The 16,993-nt window shown below is 49.8% G+C and carries 13 protein-coding genes; 6 read left to right on the forward strand and 7 right to left on the reverse strand.

The genetic code is table 11. From position 1 onward, the window contains the following. Window position 1 precedes the first annotated feature (1 nt). Window positions 2–1,063: a histone deacetylase family protein gene (locus BTV99_RS04170; RefSeq protein WP_075101115.1), complete on the forward strand. Its 1,062-nt coding sequence runs from the start codon at window positions 2–4 to the stop codon at window positions 1,061–1,063. A 98-nt stretch (window positions 1,064–1,161) separates the two neighbouring features. Here BTV99_RS04170 and BTV99_RS04175 read toward each other — a convergent pair whose 3' ends face one another. Continuing rightward, window positions 1,162–1,926 carry an IclR family transcriptional regulator gene (locus tag BTV99_RS04175; protein ID WP_075101116.1) on the reverse strand — a complete coding sequence of 255 codons (765 nt, stop codon included), beginning with the start codon at window positions 1,924–1,926 and terminating at the stop codon, window positions 1,162–1,164. Between the two features lie 284 nt (window positions 1,927–2,210). Here BTV99_RS04175 and BTV99_RS04180 point away from each other — a divergent pair, with 284 nt between their 5' ends. From BTV99_RS04180 to BTV99_RS04190, 3 genes are all read left to right on the forward strand, one after another. Further along, window positions 2,211–3,686, forward strand: a complete 1,476-nt coding sequence (locus BTV99_RS04180; protein ID WP_075101117.1) for an NAD-dependent succinate-semialdehyde dehydrogenase — start codon at window positions 2,211–2,213, stop codon at window positions 3,684–3,686. 175 nt (window positions 3,687–3,861) lie between these two features. Beyond that, window positions 3,862–5,124 (forward strand): 4-aminobutyrate--2-oxoglutarate transaminase, encoded by a 1,263-nt coding sequence (gabT, locus tag BTV99_RS04185; protein WP_075101118.1) that lies wholly within the window; start codon window positions 3,862–3,864, stop codon window positions 5,122–5,124. A 344-nt stretch (window positions 5,125–5,468) separates the two neighbouring features. Next, entirely contained in the window at window positions 5,469–6,911 is a 1,443-nt protein-coding gene (locus BTV99_RS04190) for an APC family permease (RefSeq protein ID WP_075101119.1), read from the forward strand. Between the two features lie 129 nt (window positions 6,912–7,040). Here the strand turns inward: BTV99_RS04190 and BTV99_RS04195 are convergent, their stop codons facing one another. The 6 genes from BTV99_RS04195 to BTV99_RS04220 form a co-directional block, all read right to left on the reverse strand. Then, window positions 7,041–8,414 carry an NAD-dependent succinate-semialdehyde dehydrogenase gene (locus tag BTV99_RS04195; protein WP_075101120.1) on the reverse strand — a complete coding sequence of 458 codons (1,374 nt, stop codon included), beginning with the start codon at window positions 8,412–8,414 and terminating at the stop codon, window positions 7,041–7,043. 64 nt (window positions 8,415–8,478) lie between these two features. Then, on the reverse strand, window positions 8,479–9,594 hold the full coding sequence (gene aguA / locus BTV99_RS04200; RefSeq protein ID WP_075101121.1) for an agmatine deiminase: 1,116 nt from the start codon (window positions 9,592–9,594) through the stop codon (window positions 8,479–8,481). A 68-nt stretch (window positions 9,595–9,662) separates the two neighbouring features. Then, a complete protein-coding gene (gene aguB, locus BTV99_RS04205) occupies window positions 9,663–10,532 on the reverse strand; it encodes an N-carbamoylputrescine amidase (RefSeq protein WP_075101122.1) in 870 nt (289 codons plus the stop codon). A 237-nt stretch (window positions 10,533–10,769) separates the two neighbouring features. Further along, window positions 10,770–12,263: a Na+/H+ antiporter NhaC family protein gene (locus BTV99_RS04210; RefSeq protein ID WP_075101123.1), complete on the reverse strand. Its 1,494-nt coding sequence runs from the start codon at window positions 12,261–12,263 to the stop codon at window positions 10,770–10,772. 234 nt (window positions 12,264–12,497) lie between these two features. Next, complete coding sequence (locus tag BTV99_RS04215) at window positions 12,498–13,862, reverse strand: FAD-binding oxidoreductase (RefSeq protein WP_256713727.1); 1,365 nt, start codon at window positions 13,860–13,862, stop codon at window positions 12,498–12,500. A gap of 1 nt (window position 13,863) precedes the next feature. Then, a complete protein-coding gene (locus BTV99_RS04220; RefSeq protein WP_075101124.1) occupies window positions 13,864–15,207 on the reverse strand; it encodes a glutamine synthetase family protein in 1,344 nt (447 codons plus the stop codon). A gap of 274 nt (window positions 15,208–15,481) precedes the next feature. Here BTV99_RS04220 and BTV99_RS04225 point away from each other — a divergent pair, with 274 nt between their 5' ends. Together BTV99_RS04225 and BTV99_RS04230 are read left to right on the forward strand one after the other, a co-directional pair. Next, window positions 15,482–16,222: a gamma-glutamyl-gamma-aminobutyrate hydrolase family protein gene (locus tag BTV99_RS04225; RefSeq protein ID WP_075101125.1), complete on the forward strand. Its 741-nt coding sequence runs from the start codon at window positions 15,482–15,484 to the stop codon at window positions 16,220–16,222. Then, window positions 16,197–16,988, forward strand: a complete 792-nt coding sequence (locus tag BTV99_RS04230) for a cupin domain-containing protein (protein ID WP_083608520.1) — start codon at window positions 16,197–16,199, stop codon at window positions 16,986–16,988. Before BTV99_RS04225 ends, BTV99_RS04230 begins: the two co-directional genes overlap by 26 nt. Window positions 16,989–16,993: the final 5 nt, after the last annotated feature.

The following is a 16,993-nucleotide window of genomic DNA, read 5'->3' on the forward strand; positions in this document are numbered from 1 at the left end:
CATGAAAATATATAGCCACGAAAACCTGAGCCTGCATCGGCCCTTGCCGTATTTTTCTTATGGACAGATGCACGAGCCGCTAGAGATACCAGAGCGGATGACTGAGCTGCTAAAAGCGCCAGCCGCATTGGAGCTTGAGGTGACCACCGCTACCGATATCGGTATCGGCCCTATTTTGGCCGTGCATGACTTCGGTTATGTTGAGTTTCTCAAACATGGCTATGAGGAGTGGCTGGCAGTAGAGGAGGATCTGGGCGCGCAGGTGCAAACGGGTGTGTTTGTACCTTATGACAACCCAGGGATCGGTATCATGGCCAAAGCCGCCAAATATCAGGCCGACGATAGTGCGCCTATCAGTGAGTATTCTTGGACGTCTATCTATTGGTCGGCGCAGACTGCCCTCAATGCTGCTGAGGCCTTACTCAACCAAGATACAACATGTAGTACAAATAACACAACGCACGCGGACAATCATATCCAGCTTTGCTTTTCGCGGCCGCCTGGTCATCATGCTCGTAAGAGCGCAGCGGGTGGGTTTTGTTATCTAAATAACGCCGCCATCATCGCCGAGCACCTACGGCAAAAATACGAAAAAATCGCCATTATAGACACCGACATGCATCACGGTCAGGGTATCCAAGAGATATTTTATGATCGTAGTGATGTACTCTATACCTCTGTCCACGGTAGCCCCATCAATTTTTATCCAGCGGTCACCGGTCACGAGTTTGAAAAGGGGCGGGGCGCAGGCTATGGCTACAATATCAATTTCCCCATGGCGCATGGCACCGATGAAGCGGGTTTTTTTACCTATGTGGATAAGGCCATCGACACCGTGACGCTATACGACCCTGATGTCATCGTCCATGTGCTGGGGTTTGATGTGTACAAAGACGACCCAGAGGCCAGATGCGCGGTGAGTACCGAAGGTTTTACGCGATTGGCAAAAAAGATGGTCGCTTTAGGCAAACCGCTGATTGTCTTGGTCGAGGGCGGTTATTACTTACCAAAGCTCAATGATAATTTACAAGCGTTTTTGTCAGGGCTGATGCTAAAGGACTGACAGTAAATAAAAGAGTAAATGGAAGGCAAAGAGGCAGGCATGTATGAGTAGCGCAAATATCTCCGTAGCAGTATTTGCGCCAAACGAAAACGTAGGGTTTATGGCTCTGCTTTAAAGCCCAAACGCTGCTCAATCTGTTCGGCCAGCTCAATCAGCACGGTACTGACGTCAGCGCGCTTGGATTCGTACTCTGCTTGCAAAAAACTGACCGCCATGCCAGCGATAGCATGGCCTGAGGCGTTACGGATATAGGTGCCGAGGCAATACATGCCCTCACGCAGTTGCCCATCATCAAGTGAGATGCGGCTGTCTTTGATGGCGGACAGCTCGGTCGACAAATCAGTAAAGTTATCGACGCCATGCGGTGTGATAGGTTTAGGAAAGCCGCTGGCATAGATGGATTGGATGCTGTCCATCGACAAGGTGGAGAGCATGGCTTTGCCTGTGGCAGAAAACACTGCAGGCACGCGAACACCCGCGCGAAAAGTAAAACCAAGCGGCGCAGGGGATTCATGACAAGCCAAAAACACCACTTCTCCCAAATCAAGCTTGGACAACGTCACGGTATGCTGGAGCAAGATAGGGTAATGTACGATAAGGTCTTTGAATAACTGAATAACGCCTTGCTGCTGCTCGTATTTGCCCGCCCAGTACATCAGATATGAGCCTAAATGAAAGCGGTTGTCGCTGTCTTTATAAATGACGTGCTTGGCCAGCAAGCTTTGCAGGATATTGTGAGTGGAGCTGCGCGGTAGATCCAGCGCCTTAGCAATATGAGCGGCCGTCAGTGGCTGGCTGCTATCGGTGATCAAATCTAGTATTTGAAAGGTTTTGTCCAAGGAAGGGACGGCGGCTGTGCTCATAAGTAACCTATAAAAGTCAGTAAAATGAAGGTGATAAAAAAATAACGCCATAAATTATCACGAAAATGATAATAGGGGTTGCAAATGGTTGGGCATCGTTCTTATAATGATGTCTCATATATAGAATGATTGTTCAGTATATTGAACAATAAATCAGTTATCAATCATTATTTATATAGACTCTTTTTATATAGATTATATAAACCCTGTTATCGACAGTCATTTATGTACCGCGATAGAGTTGCAGCGTTATCTGCACTCTATCACTGACAAGGAGCGTCACAATGTCACAACAGCCACATACGTTACCACTCTCCAACCCAGACTTGCTAAAACAGCAGTGCTTGATTAAAGACGGCTGGCATGTCGCAAGCAGCGAAGAGACGCTGGATGTGAGCAATCCGTTTAATGGCGAGCTTATCGGTACGGTACCAAGCTTGACCACTGAAGATGTCAACGATGCCGTGGCCGCCTCTCACGACGCCCAAATCGCTTGGGCTGCCAAAACCGCACAAGAGCGTGCCACCCTACTACAAAAGTGGGCTGACCTGATCGATGCCAATAAAGAAGATTTGGCCATCATCATGACCGCAGAGCAAGGCAAGCCTTTGACTGAGTCACGCGGTGAGGTGGGTTATGCCAACAGCTTTATCCGCTGGTTTGCCGAAGAAGGCAAACGCGTCTATGGCGATGTCATCCCTGCCAACCAAGCAAAATTGCGCCATGTCATCCTAAAGCAGCCCGTCGGCGTCTGCGCCGCCATTACCCCTTGGAACTTTCCAGCGGCGATGATTACCCGAAAAGCGGCACCGGCGCTCGCAGCAGGCTGCACCATGATCATCAAGCCTGCAACCGAAACGCCATTTTCGGCGCTAGCCCTTGGCGCATTGGCCGAGCAAGCAGGTATCCCAGCAGGCGTCATCCAAGTGGTCACGGGCAAATCTTCCACCATCGGCGATATCCTCACCGGTGATGCACGCATTCATAAGCTGTCATTTACTGGCTCTACGGAAGTGGGTCGTACCTTGATGGCACAGTGTGCGCCAACCATCAAAAAACTATCACTTGAGCTGGGTGGTAATGCCCCATTTATCGTTTTTGATGATGCTGATTTAGAAGCCGCCGCTGATGGCCTAATCGCCTCTAAATATCGCAACGCCGGTCAAACCTGTGTCTGTGCCAACCGCGTCTATGTACAAGAAAGCATCAAAGACAAGTTTCTTGACGTGTTTGTCAAAAAAGTCGCTGAGCTCAATGTCGGTAACGGTATGGACGAAGGCGTGGATATCGGCCCGTTGATCAACAAAAAAGCTTTGGATAAAGTGCAAGCGCTGCTAAAAGACGCTTTAGACAAAGGCGCGACGCTTATCACTGGCGGCAGCACCAACGGCGCCTCAGAGCTGACTTACAATCCAACCGTCATCACTGATATCAGCGCTGAGATGGATATCGCCTCTGAGGAGATCTTTGGCCCCATCGCCACCATCTTTACCTTTGACGACGAAGCAGATGTCATCCGTCAAGCAAATGACACCATCTACGGCTTGGCCGCTTATTTTTATAGTGGTAGCTATGCGCGCTCATGGCGTGTCACAGAAGGGCTGGAGTACGGCATCATCGGTCATAATACCGGCCTTATCTCCACGGAAGTTGCCCCATTTGGCGGTGTCAAGCAATCAGGTTTTGGCCGCGAAGGCTCAAAATACGGCATCGAAGAGTATGTGGTGACCAAGTACTGGTGCTCTGATGTCAGTGCCTAATCGCACCTAGCAGGCGCTGCTTTTTTTAACCATTCTATCTTAATGCGGCATCGTCGCAGCTTAAGGGACTCAGACACTCGTCAGAGTGATGCGTCCCATCTATCGTTTGTACTTCCCATAAACCGCCATGACGCATCTGGCACCTACGCAAAAAAGAAAGAAAAAGGACATTCTTATGACAATCACCAATCAATCATTACTCGAGCGCCGTAAAGCTATCCTACCAACTGGACTTGGTGTGGCCTTTCCTGTCTTTGCAGAAAAAGCCAAAAACTCAGAAGTTTGGGACGTAGAAGGCAATCGCTATATCGACTTTATCGGCGGTATCTCTGTACTTAACACCGGTCACAGCCACCCCAAAATCACCCAGCGCGTCCATGAGCAGCTAGACAAGTTTACCCATACCGCCGCGCAAATCATGAACTACGAGTGCTATGTCGATCTGGCCGAAAAGCTCTGCGAAAAAGCGCCCATCAGCGGTGACAAAAAAGCCTTGTTTTTGACCACTGGCGCAGAGGCGGTCGAAAACTGCGTCAAGATTGCTCGCGCTAAGACTGGGCGTCCAGGTATCATCTCTTTTGTCGGTGGCTGGCATGGTCGCACCTCCATGTGCATGAGCTTGACAGGTAAAGTATTGCCATACAAAAAGAACTTCGGTCCGATGCCAGGTCCTGTGTTTCATGCTTTGTTTCCAGCAGAAGAGCTAAACGTCACCGAAGCCCAAGCCCTGCATAGCCTTGAGATGATTTTTCAAGCAGACATCGATCCTAGCGAAGTGGCGGCGATGATCATCGAGCCGGTACAAGGCGAGGGCGGTTTTCACCAAGTGACGCCGTCATTTGCCAAAGCGCTGCGCGAGATTTGTGATGAGCATGGCATCGTTCTTATTTTTGATGAAGTACAGTGCGGTTTTGCTCGTACAGGCACCTTGTTTGCTGGTGAGCAATTGGGCGTTGAGCCAGATCTTATGACCAGTGCCAAGAGTTTGGCAGGTGGTTATCCTATCTCTGCGGTCATCGGCCGCGCTGATATCATGGATGCGCCACAAGTTGGCGGTTTGGGCGGCACATACTCTGGCAACCCGCTTGCCTGCGTTGCCGCTTTGGCCGTGATGGAAGTCATCGAAGAAGAAAACCTACTGGCGCGTAGTGTGGAGATTGGCGATAAAATCGCAACTTTCTTAAAAGACTTAAATCTAAGTATTATCGGTCATATCCGCTATAAAGGCGCGATGTTGGCGTTTGAATTGGTCGATAGTGATGGCAAGCCGGATGCCGCAGCAACTGCTGATCTAAAAGCCAAAGCCTTTGAGAAAGGCTTGCTGCTTGCCTCTTGCGGTATGTACGGCAATGCCATCCGTGTGATGGTGCCGCTGACAGTCGAAGATGAAGTACTCCAAGAAGGCCTAGATATCATCAAAAATATCTTAACCGCTTAATGTATGTCTTTAACTCAATCGGTGGTCATCTATCTTGGCTTACGATTGAATCCTGTATGGTGTGATGTACCCTTGTCAAGCAAGCGGTGTTCTTGGTTGGCAGGGCTAGGTTTATACAGCAAGATTGCCCATGATGGCACTCGCTTTGAGTACATTTTTTCTAACGGCGCCTTGCAAGTCAAGACGCCGTTGCTGTTTTTGTCGTTTGCCTATCAAGCAAGATGCAAACGACGGCATGGACAACAAGGGATATATGATAATTATGAAGGGTACTATCCCGCTAAACAAAAAATAGTGTAACCATCAGAGGTTCACACGGATGACACACAGACAAGGAGCAGGTTATGTCTGAATTAAAAAAATCGTTAGGGACGCTAGATATTATTGCCTTAGCATTCGGTGCTATGGTTGGCTGGGGCTGGGTAGTCTTGGCTGGCGGTTGGATTTTGTCTGCAGGAACGTGGGGCGCAATGCTGGCGTTTTTGATAGGCGGTTTGGCCGTGATACTAATCGGTGTGACGTATGCTGAGCTGGCTGCTTCTATGCCGATTACAGGCGGCGAGCATACTTATACGCATCGAGCGCTGGGGGTAAATGTCTCCTTTATCTGCTCATGGAGCATTTTATTTGGGTATTTTTCGGTGGTGGCGTTTGAAGCGGTCGCCCTGCCAACGGTGGTCGAGTATTTTATTCCCAATTACAACCAAGGCTATCTTTGGACCATCGCCGGCTGGGATGTCTATGCCACGTGGGTGGGCGTTGGGATGCTGGGTTCGATTATTGTCACTTGGCTAAATATTCGTGGTATGGAAGTCAGTGCATGGTTCCAAAAAACAGCGGTACTGGGTATTTTATTTGTCGGTACGCTACTGTTTATCGGTGCGGTACTGTTTAATCCTGAAAATACAAACTCTGTACAAGCTCCCGCCTTTATCGCTGGTATCGGCGGTATTATGGCCGTCATCGTGATGGTGCCCTTTATGTTTGTCGGGTTTGATGTCATCCCGCAGGCAGCAGAAGAGATTGACCTGACGCGTCCCAATATTGGCAAGTTTTTGATTGTCTCTATCATTGTGGCGGTGTTGTGGTATGTGGGTATTGCGTGGAGTGTGGGCACCACTTTACCGCTGATACAAGCAGAGAACTCAACGCTTGCGACAGCAGATGCGATGACCAATGCTTGGCAGGGCAAGTGGGCTGGTATCTTATTGGTTATCGGCGGTGTACTGGGTATTTTATCCAGCTGGAATGCCTTTTTGATCGGTGGCAGCCGTCTACTTTATGCCATGTCTAAAGCACATATGTTGCCAGCGTTTTTGGGCAAGCTGCATCCTAAGTATAAGACACCTTCCAATGCGATCTTATTGATCGGAGGTCTTGCGACGCTTGCGCCATTATTTGGTCGCAAGATGCTGGTGTGGATCGTCGATGCGGGCGGTTTTGGGATTGTCATCGCTTATAGCTGTGTGGCGATCTCCTTTTTGGTGCTGCGTTACCGCGAGCCTGATATGGTACGTCCATTTAAGATACCGGCAGGTAAGCTGGTCGGTATGGTGACGATTGCGCTGAGCGTTGGTCTGTTGATGCTATATATGCCAGGCATGCCATCAGCGCTAACTGCAATTGAGTGGTGGATCTTCCTTGGCTGGACGGTACTGGGCATTGTGTTATATAGCTATGCTCGTATCAAATACCCTGGTATCAGTGAGTCGATCATGGCAGAAGAGTTGCGCCAATTAAAGATCGTCAACCAACTGTGGCTCAAGGATAACCCGCCTAAACGCTAAGATCGGTAAAGAGAGCCGCTCTGAAAATAGAAAGAAAGCTTAAAAACAGAGAGCTTCTCATCGCCCAAAACAGCAGCCTGACAGTTTATGTTAGGCTGCTGTTTTGTCATTGGGCGTGGCCAAGGTGCATTAAGACTTGTCGCGAATCAGCTTATGGTTTAAAAACTCAGTGATACCCAGCGTGCCAAGCTCGCGGCCAAACCCTGAGCGTTTGACCCCGCCAAATGGCGTGTTTGCTTCGCTACCAGAAGGGGCGTTGATGGTCACCATACCGACGTCTAGCTTGTCGGCGATATCAGTGGCCAAGTCAGCATCTTGCGTCTGAATAGAAGCGCCAAGACCAAATGGCACGTCGTTGGCAATCTGGATAGCATGCTCGATATCACGTGCCTTATAGACGACGGCGACAGGACCAAACAACTCCTCACGGTAGACATCCATCGACTCATCGACATCGGTCAGCACGACAGGCGCAAACCACGCGCCGGGTTTGTCTTTGATCATTCCGCCCTCGACCAGTACCGTGGCACCGGCTTTGATGGCGCTGTCTAACTGTGCTTGTAAGTTGGTCGCGGCGGCTTTTGAGGACATCGGGCCGATAAAGGTGCGCTCATCAAGGGGGTCTGCCAGTGTCATGTCGCGGACGGCATTGGTAAAGCCCTCAACGAACTTGTCATAGACCGACTCGATGACGATCAGGCGCTTGGCTGCATTACAGGCTTGTCCGGTATTGCCAAACCGCCCTGAGATTGCCCCTTTGATGGCTTGTTCGATATCGGCATCGGCCGCGACGATAAACGCATCTGAGCCGCCCAGCTCTAAGACGACTTTTTTGAGCGCGCCACCAGCTATTTTGGCGACCGCTTGGCCTGCGCGCTCAGAGCCTGTCAGCGAGACGCCTTGTACGCGCGGGTCTTCGATGATAGTGGCGGCTTGCTCGTTGGTGGCAAACACGTTGTTGTAGACGCCCTTAGGCAAGCCTGCGTCTTTTAGAATGTCGACGATGGCTTCTGCGGTTTTGGGGCACTGCGGCGCGTGCTTTAGGATAATGGTGTTGCCCGCCATGAGGTTTGGCGCGGCAAATCGCGCGACCTGATAATGAGGGTAGTTCCACGGCATAATGCCAAGTAACGCCCCGACAGGGTGCTTCTCGACAGAGGCGTGACCGCTATCGACCTCGATGGTACTTGGTGCAAGTAGCTGCTCGGCATTATCGGCATAGTAGCGATAAATCTCAGCCACCAAGCCAATCTCACCTTTGGCCTGCGCTACGGGTTTGCCCATCTCTGTGGCGACGATGCGCGCCAGCGTATCTTGACGCTCAAGATACAGATCAGCGACCTTGTGCAATAAAGCGCTGCGCTCGTCAAATGACACTTGACGCCAGTCTTGATAAGCGTTATCGGCTTGCTCAATGGCGTTTTGGATGTCTTGCTCAGCGGCGGCCGGATAAGTGGCTTCTACTTCGCCCGTGGCTGGGTTATTTACTTGATAGTCGCTCATATATATTCCTTAGTTAGCGTTAAAATCCGTTTAGGTTTTTGCCTATTCGCTTAAGTTTATCTGTTTAAGCAAGGCATTTGGGTTGCTGCTGGGTAATACAGTGGATATTACCACCACCATAGACAATCTCTTTGGTACGTACGCCTACTACCTGATGCTGCGGAAATATTTTTTCAAGCTGAGTAATGGCCAAGCTGTCATGGGCATCATCATATTGCGGCACGATAATGGCATCATTGCAGATCAAAAAATTGGCATACGAGGCGATACAAACATCGCCTGCACGGCGCGCTTTGGCATCGTCAGATTGCTCAATCTCATAGTCATCGGGTAGGGTGACAGGTACTTTGGTGCAGCACAGCTGATGTACCGTCAAGCGTCGGCCTTTGGCATCCCTCATCGCAGATAGCTGCTGATAGGCTTTTTGAGTCGCCTCATAAAAGGGGTGCTCAGGGTCGTCGGTGTATAGACAAACCACCTCACCGGGACGGGCAAAGCACGCGATATCGTCGATATGGCCGGTGGTCTCGTCGGGGTCGATACCGTCATCGAGCCACAGCACTTTTTGTACATTCAGATATACTTTTAGCTGGTCTTCGATTTGCCGCTCGCTGAGCTGCGGATTGCGTCCAGCGCTCAGCAAGCACATACGAGTCGTCAAGAGCGTGCCTTCACCATCGACATGAAACGCGCCGCCCTCCATCACAAAGCCGTCAGTACGATAGCGCTGGATATCTAGATACTCGCACAGGCGTGCGGCCAGTTTGTCATCGTCATCCCAAGGTGAGTACAGACCGTCATAGTCACCGCCCCAAGCATTAAAGGTCCAATCACAAGCGCGCAGCTCACCTTTATCATTGAGCAAAAATGTCGGCACGATATCACGCGCCCACGCGTCGTTGCTGGGCATAGCGATGACCTCGATATCGGTAGCTAAGCTTGCGCGGCAGGCGAGATAATCAGTAGGACTGACCAACACGCCGACGTCACAAAACTCACGAATCGCCCGCGCGACATCGGCATACGCGGCCTTCGCCGGAGCCGCGTTTTGCCGCCAGTTATCGGCCCTGTATGGCCAGATTATCCAGACTTTTTGTATCGGCGCAAACTCTGCTGGCATAAAAAAGCCGTCTTGCTGCGGCACAGAGTCTGTGATTAATAAATTGGAAGATAATGACATATAAACGTACCTCAGGTTCAGGCAAATCAGTTTGCAATCTTATGATAGTCTTATGAGCCAGTATGCCATTAGCCATGTGTGAGCAAGGTGGCGTACATCGATGGGCGGCGGTCACGAAACACGCCCCATTGCTGGCGATCGATTGCCAGCTTATCTAAGTCAAAAGTCGCTGTGATGACCTCTTGGTTATCTGTTGATGCTTCTTGGATAATCTCTCCGCGCCCATCGGTGATAAATGAGCGACCATAAAACTGCAGAGTGCTGTCATGAGTATTTTGGCGAATGGTCTCTGTGCCGATACGATTTGCGGCCACCACAGGCATTAGGTTGGCCGCCGCATGCCCCTGCATACAGCGCTGCCAATGCCCTTTTGAGTCAATGCCCAGTGTAGGCTCATCACCAATCGCTGTCGGATAAAACAAAATCTCGGCACCCATCAGCGCCATACTGCGCGCGCATTCAGGAAACCACTGATCCCAGCAGATACCGACGCCTATCTTGGCGTACTTGGTTTCCCAGACTTTAAAACCTGTATCTCCAGGGGTGAAGTAAAATTTTTCGGCATAAGGGATACCGTCTGGTATGTGGGTTTTGCGATAGGTGCCCAGTATCTCGCCATCAGCATCGATGATGGTGACGCTATTAAAAAAAGTATTGCCCGATTTTTCATAAAAGCTAATCGGTAGCACCACATCTAACGCTTTGGCCAGTTTTTTAAAATGCGTGATAGCGGCGTTATCTTCGACTGAGCTTGCCAGTTTAAAATAATCAAAGTCATGTACTTGGCAAAAATAAGGCGTCTCAAACAGCTCTTGTAGCAAGATAATATTGGCGCCAGCGTTGGCCGCTTTGGTCACCAAATCGGTGGCGGCGGCGATGTTTTGTTGTATATCCCAGCCGCAAGTCATCTGAGTGGCAGCAACGGTAACAGTACGCATATTTTTATTCCTTGTTAGTATCCAATTAGATTAGTATCAAATCTAGCTATTTTGGGCCCATGTCGCTAGGCATTGCTTACCTCGAGGGCCAATCCTAACGACAGAGTGGTAAATAATGGGCAACGACCAGAGCGTCCTTCCCCATCTGTCCGTTATTTGCCGAGCAGTCTGCATCGCGCAGTACTTAACATGATATCGACCAGTATCGCTCATATATTGTCTGCTCGGTAGCCAAGCTTATGCCATCATAAAGCCCAAACCTAAGAAGGTGATGACAGATAACACCGCGCCGAGCATCGCATAAGGGAACTGGGTAAACGCATGCTGCATGGGTGAGCAGCCAGCGCCTTGGGCGGCGAGTAATGAGGAGTCACTAAAGAAACAAGCATGACTACCAAATGATGAGGCAGACAGCAGCGCGCCGATCATAAGCGGGGTGTTGACGCCTAAGGCTAATGAGATAGGAAAGACAATCGGCATGGCAAGGACGTACAGACCCCAGCTCGATGAGGTGGCAAAGGTCAAAAACGCCATGACCGCAAAGATAACTGCAGGGAAAATGACAATCGTCATATAAGGGGTGATGGCCTCAATCACATACGTGGTCATGCCAAGCTCATCGTTGATGGCTTTTAGAAAAAACCCGCCAATGACGGTCGAGAGAGGGTAGAGCATGACTTTAAAGCCTTTAAATACCGCCTCCATCTGGGTCTCAAAGCTCAAAATACCCTGCACCCAGTAGAGAATAACGGTCACAAAACAAGTCAATAACGCCCCGCGCAGCAGATCAATCTCAAAATAAACGGTCGAGATAATCAGCAAAATCATGGGAAAGGCAAAGTTCATGATGTTGGCTTTAAATGATAGCTTGCGCTTGGCCTTGACGTTTGAGACCAGCTGCTCTTCTACAAAATCCTCTGGGACAGGCTTGCCTGCTTTAGCACGCGCCTCGGCCTTTTTCATCGGTCCCCAATTACCAAGGACGCCATACGCCACCAAAAACACGATAAGTAAGGCAAACCAAGCATAGGCCATGTACGGAATTGCACTGATATAAAGCCCGATGCCTTCACCATCTCCTGCCACGCCATTTTCTTCTAGTAGGCCCGCAAAATATACTGCCCATGTAGAGATGGGAACGATGATACACATAGGCGCTGCGGTTGAGTCGACGATATAAGCCAGTTTTTCGCGTGAGACGTTATAGGCATCGGTCAGTTTTTTGACTGATGTCGATACTGCCAGACAGTTGAGATAATCATCAATAAAAACAATCACCCCAAGGGCAAAGGTGGCAAGCAAAGACTGCCGCCGTGATTTGATGATTTTTTGGAGCCATTCGCTAAAGCCATCGAGACAGCCGCTAATCTCAAGGAGCTGAATCAGCCCGCCCATCAGGCCGCAAACTAAGATAATCCAAATAATGGTCTCATTGCCCAAGACCATCGACATATTATCAGCAAACGGTGATACCAGATCGAAGGGGTTGAGCATCACGAGACCTGCGACACAGCCTGCGATCATGGATTCAAATGGCCGTCTAGAGACGATAGCGGTGATGAGTACCAACAAGGTGGGTAATAAAGACAATGCGCCCCAAGACTCGCCTGGGTCATGATTGGACGATAACCAAGCAAATGCCAGATAGATGGCGACTGCGGCGATGACGGTAAGAAAGACTCGTTTGTTATGATATTGCCCCTCGACAGCATCATTGAGTTTCATGTTCATACTTACGCTCCCTGTAAAACTTTGTTTGATAGAACAAGCTCTATTTTATGATTGACGCCCAGTAGACAGCAGGTAAACCCACTTTCTACCAAGCCTTATCACAACAATCCGTTGTTATGATAAGGGGGTGTAGCAATAGACCAAACGTGAAAACGGGTGACTCAAAAAGCGAGACTGACGCTTGATGAGTACCTCGTCTTGAGGCGCTGAGCACACGTCAAGGGATTGATACCATCATAAGCCTGTGGTGTCTTTTAGCGCATACCACCAAGAGCCCATTACAGAGTAGGGCACACGTAGGGCGCGGCCACCAGGAAAGGGAATCCAAGGTATTTTGGCAAAAGTATCAAACTCTTTGGTTTTGCCATTGATGGCATCGGCGAGTATTTGTCCAAACAGATGCGAGCCTGTGACGCCATGACCACTATAGCCATGAGCGAAAAATACCCGCTCATGTAGTTTGCCCATCTGCGGCACTCGCGAAAACGACAAGGCAAAGTTGCCGCTCCACGCATAGTCAATCTTGACATCGCGTAACTCTGGGAAGATTTTGTTCATATTTGGGCGGATTTTGGCGGTGATATCGGCGGGGTCTTGGCCGCCATAGACCGTGCCGCCGCCAAATAACATGCGTTTGTCCGCTGAGAGGCGATAGTAGTCAAGAATATAGCGCACATCCTCGACACAGACATCGGTCGGTAGCAGCTGATCGGCCAGCTCGCCTAGCGGTTCGGTGGCGATAATCTGCGTCGAGACTGGCATGACGCGGTCCGTCAGCTTTGGGATGACTTTATTTAGATAGGCATTGCCGCACAGTACCGCCTGCTGACAGGTCACTGAGCCAAACTCGGTGATGACTTTGATGTGGTCATCGGCATACTCAATATCCACCACTAGGGTGTTTTCGTAGATGGTGCCGCCGCCTTGTTCGATTGCTGCCGCCTCACCGAGGGCGAGGTTGAGTGGATGTAGATGGCCGCCTGAGTGGTCGATGACGCCGCCGACATAGGCATCGGTTTTGATATGCTGTTGAATGCCATTTTTGTCTAGCATTTCACGATCATGCATACCGTGGCGCTCCCAAAGGGCATGCGTCTCTTGTAAGTCTTTTAGCTGGCCTTTATTAAGGGCGGCAAAGATGTTTTTTTCTTTTAAATCGCAGTCAATATTATAATCAGCGACAAACCGGCGAATGATTTGGCCACCGCGAGTCACCAGCTGACCGACGAAGTCAGCATTTTGTTGACCGTAGGATTTTTTGATTTTTTGTAGACTGGCGTTTAGGCCATTGACGATCTGACCGCCGTTGCGCCCTGAGGCACCCCAACCGATTTGCGCGCCTTCGAGGACGACGACTTCATGGTCGGTCTCGATGAGGTGCAGCGCTGTCGATAGGCCACTATAGCCGCCGCCCACCACACAAATTTCTGCTTGAATGTCGTTTTTGAGCGTCGGTCTGTCCGGTTTTGGGTTACGACTGGCGGCATAATAGCTGTCAGGGTATTGGCCTTGATTTGAATAATGCGGAATATTGCGCGTGTTGTTGGATGGCAAGTTTTGCGGCATTGCTGCATGAGCATTTAAGTTGCTATTTGACATATCAGACATCCTGTAAATAGGTGAGGTATTCAAGGTTGGTGACTTGCTGGGCGAAGCGTTTGGCTTCTTGCTTTTTGACCGCGATCAACAGCTCGATCATCTCGCGTGGAAACAAAGAGTCGATGATATCGCTACTTTCAAACTTACGAATGGCTGATAACCAATCTAGGGGTAGGGTCTTGAGCTCCGTATCGTCATAGGTGATGCTGTTGATAGGCTCAGGGGCGGCCAGCTTGTTTTCGATACCATAGAGCATCCCTGCGAGCACGGCACTACAAACCAGATAAGGATTGGCATCAGCGCCAGAGACGCGGTGCTCGATACGGCGCGCTTTTGTGTCGCCACCGGGGATACGGACTGCGGCTGTACGGTTTTCGTAGCCCCATGAGATATTGTTAGGGGCAAGGGTGCCGGGGGTGAAGCGGCGATAAGAGTTGACATGCGGGGCAAAGAGCAGGGTGCAGTCGGCCATGGTTTTGAGCAGGCCTGCGACCGCATGACGCAACATGTCAGAGCCTTCATCTGTGCCATCGTCAAAGATATTATTACCGTCCTTGTCCAACAAGCTGCAATGTACATGAAACCCATTGCCGGACTGTAGGCCAAACGGTTTTGCCATAAAGGTTGCTGTCAGCTGACGGCGGGCGGCGACAGATTTGACCACTTGTTTAAACAATATCGCATCATCAGCGGCCTTTAATGGGTCGTCGACGTGTAGTAGGTTTATCTCAAACTGACCACAGCCGTTTTCGGCCAAGGCGGCATCGACAGGGATATCAAGCTTTTTGCACTGGGCATAGACTTCATCTAAAAACTCATCAAACTGCAACAAATCATTGATGCTGAGAATGGAGGTTTTGTTGAGACGTAGGCCGCTTTTGGGTCTGATAGGCGGTCTGGGGGTTTCGCCTTCGGTATAGTCGACCAGATAAAACTCTAGCTCTGTCGCCATCACCGGCGTCAGGCCCAGCGCTTTGAATTTTTTGCTGATGTGATCGAGTACATGTCTGGCGTCACCATAATAAGGCTCATCGTCTTCGGTGTATAGCCAGACTGGTAGTAGCGCTGACGGGGCGCTGGTGTTGAGTAACGGGTAGGCGGCGCGGCCGGTAGGACGGGCGATGGCATCTATATCGCCGTTGCACTGAGAGGATTCGATGACATCAGCACCCCAGATATCGACGCCTAAGATCGACAGCGGTAAGCGTATTGCGCCCTTTTCTGCTTTTTCCATCTGATTAAAAGGGATGCGTTTCCCGCGAAGTAAACCATTAATGTCGCCAGCGGCCACATAAACGTATTCGGTGTTATTGTCAGATTCGACCATTCCATTGGTTGTCGTCATGTCTATTCTTCCTATGAATTTTATTGTTACTGAGGTTTTGCTTACTCCGTTGCTGATGACTTCCAATATATGTATGAAAACTATAGTTGTCAATTTTTATTTAAAATTATCGTAAAATTGCTAATTTTGATGGTTTTTATATTAATGCTCTTTATATTGAGGTTTATAGTTTACAATTTATGAGAAGTTGTGTTAGATTTTAGCTAAACAAAGGATTGCATCAGGCAAGAGAGCGTATCTGCCTAGATAAAGCGACGGACAAAGGAACGCAATTATGAAAAACGCCAAACCGATTATCGCCATCGTGTCATGCTACAAAATGATCGACGGCCAGCCCTCACAAGCGGTATATCAAAAATACATCGATGCGGTAAACTTCTACGGCGGCAACCCCATTTTGCTGCCCAATACCGCAGCGGACAGCAGCAACTTTGAGGCGCTATTAGATATGGTCGATGGGATCTTATTGACGGGCAGTTATAGCAATGTGGCGCCGACGCGGTACGGAGCGACGCATCGCGAGGCCAAGCAAGATCTTGGGCGCGATGAGCTGAGTTTTAAGCTGCTCGCCTATGCCGACAAGACAAACACGCCGCTGCTGGCAGTGTGCCGTGGTCTGCAAGAGATGAATGTTCATTTTAAAGGCACACTTCACCCTGATTGGCGCGAGGTAGAAGGGTTTTTTGAGCCGCACTTAGAAGATAGCAGTCAGCCGCTCGAAGTGCAGTATCAGCCCGTCCATGACGTCATCATCGAGCCTGCAGGTAGGCTGGCGGCGTTTGGCAAAAAATGGCATGTGAACTCCTTGCACAAACAAGCCATCAATAAAGTCGGCGAGCGCTTGTTGGTAGAGGCGCTGGCACCTGATGGCCTAGTCGAGGCGATCAGCTTATCTGAGCATCCATTTATGATTGGTGTGCAGTGGCATCCTGAGTTAAACTATGAAAAAGACAACTTGTCCAAGTTTCTATTCACGGAATTTATTCACTATGCCAGCAAACAACGCACTGAATAACGAAGAAGATCATAGAGATACCAACACCCCCGATGCCAGCTGTGACGCCAGTACCGATACCGACAATGAGGCGAATAACGATGCCGCTGCCAGTAAAGGAATCGATAATGAAGGCGATGATAAGGGGGCCGATGACGACAGTGTTTGCAGCGATGATGATGCAGGAGACGAAAGTCTGCCGAGCGCCGCGCCCGCCGAGACAGAGGCGTCTGCTGAAGAAGATATCGGCAAAAAAATCAACCAATTACGCTTGGCCAAAGGCTACTCACAGCGCAAGCTGGCCAAGCTGTCAGGGCTGACCAATACCTCTATCAGCTCTATCGAGCGCAACAAAGTTAGCCCAGCGGTCAATACGCTAAAGGCGATTTTGACTGTGCTTGGCTCTGATCTGACCACGTTTTTTAGTGATGAGTGGAAAGAGCCAAAAGCCCGTGTGGTGGTCACACCAAAAGACTTGCTAGAGCTGAGTGAGGCGGGTAGTCGGGTGTCGCTAAAACAAGTGTATAACTGCAGCACCACAAAAAACTTGGGGTTTTTGATTGAGACTTATCAGCCCAATAGCTCGACAGAAGAAAAAATCGCCCACGAGGGCGAGGAGATCGGCACGGTTATTGAAGGCAAGATTTTGATCCGTGTCGAAGAGACCACCTATCTGCTCAATCAAGGCGACAGCTATGTGATCGATACGATGAAGCCGCATACTTTTATTAACCCAAGCGACAGCATCACCCGTATCGTCAGTGCGCACACGCCGACGACTTACTAAGTCAG

The sequence above is a fragment of the Psychrobacter sp. Rd 27.2 genome, assembly GCF_001921755.1.
GTDB classification, from domain to species: domain Bacteria; phylum Pseudomonadota; class Gammaproteobacteria; order Pseudomonadales; family Moraxellaceae; genus Psychrobacter; species Psychrobacter celer.

Bases quoted from the DNA above. Each gene is read 5' to 3' on its own strand.
- BTV99_RS04170 (WP_075101115.1), top strand. From the start codon at position 2: ATGAAAATATATAGCCACGAAAACCTGAGCCTGCATCGGCCCTTGCCG.
- BTV99_RS04175 (WP_075101116.1), bottom strand. From the start codon at position 1,926: ATGAGCACAGCCGCCGTCCCTTCCTTGGACAAAACCTTTCAAATACTA.
- BTV99_RS04180 (WP_075101117.1), top strand. From the start codon at position 2,211: ATGTCACAACAGCCACATACGTTACCACTCTCCAACCCAGACTTGCTA.
- gabT (WP_075101118.1), top strand. From the start codon at position 3,862: ATGACAATCACCAATCAATCATTACTCGAGCGCCGTAAAGCTATCCTA.
- BTV99_RS04190 (WP_075101119.1), top strand. From the start codon at position 5,469: ATGTCTGAATTAAAAAAATCGTTAGGGACGCTAGATATTATTGCCTTA.
- BTV99_RS04195 (WP_075101120.1), bottom strand. From the start codon at position 8,414: ATGAGCGACTATCAAGTAAATAACCCAGCCACGGGCGAAGTAGAAGCC.
- aguA (WP_075101121.1), bottom strand. From the start codon at position 9,594: ATGTCATTATCTTCCAATTTATTAATCACAGACTCTGTGCCGCAGCAA.
- aguB (WP_075101122.1), bottom strand. From the start codon at position 10,532: ATGCGTACTGTTACCGTTGCTGCCACTCAGATGACTTGCGGCTGGGAT.
- BTV99_RS04210 (WP_075101123.1), bottom strand. From the start codon at position 12,263: ATGAACATGAAACTCAATGATGCTGTCGAGGGGCAATATCATAACAAA.
- BTV99_RS04215 (WP_256713727.1), bottom strand. From the start codon at position 13,862: ATGTCAAATAGCAACTTAAATGCTCATGCAGCAATGCCGCAAAACTTG.
- BTV99_RS04220 (WP_075101124.1), bottom strand. From the start codon at position 15,207: ATGACGACAACCAATGGAATGGTCGAATCTGACAATAACACCGAATAC.
- BTV99_RS04225 (WP_075101125.1), top strand. From the start codon at position 15,482: ATGAAAAACGCCAAACCGATTATCGCCATCGTGTCATGCTACAAAATG.
- BTV99_RS04230 (WP_083608520.1), top strand. From the start codon at position 16,197: ATGCCAGCAAACAACGCACTGAATAACGAAGAAGATCATAGAGATACC.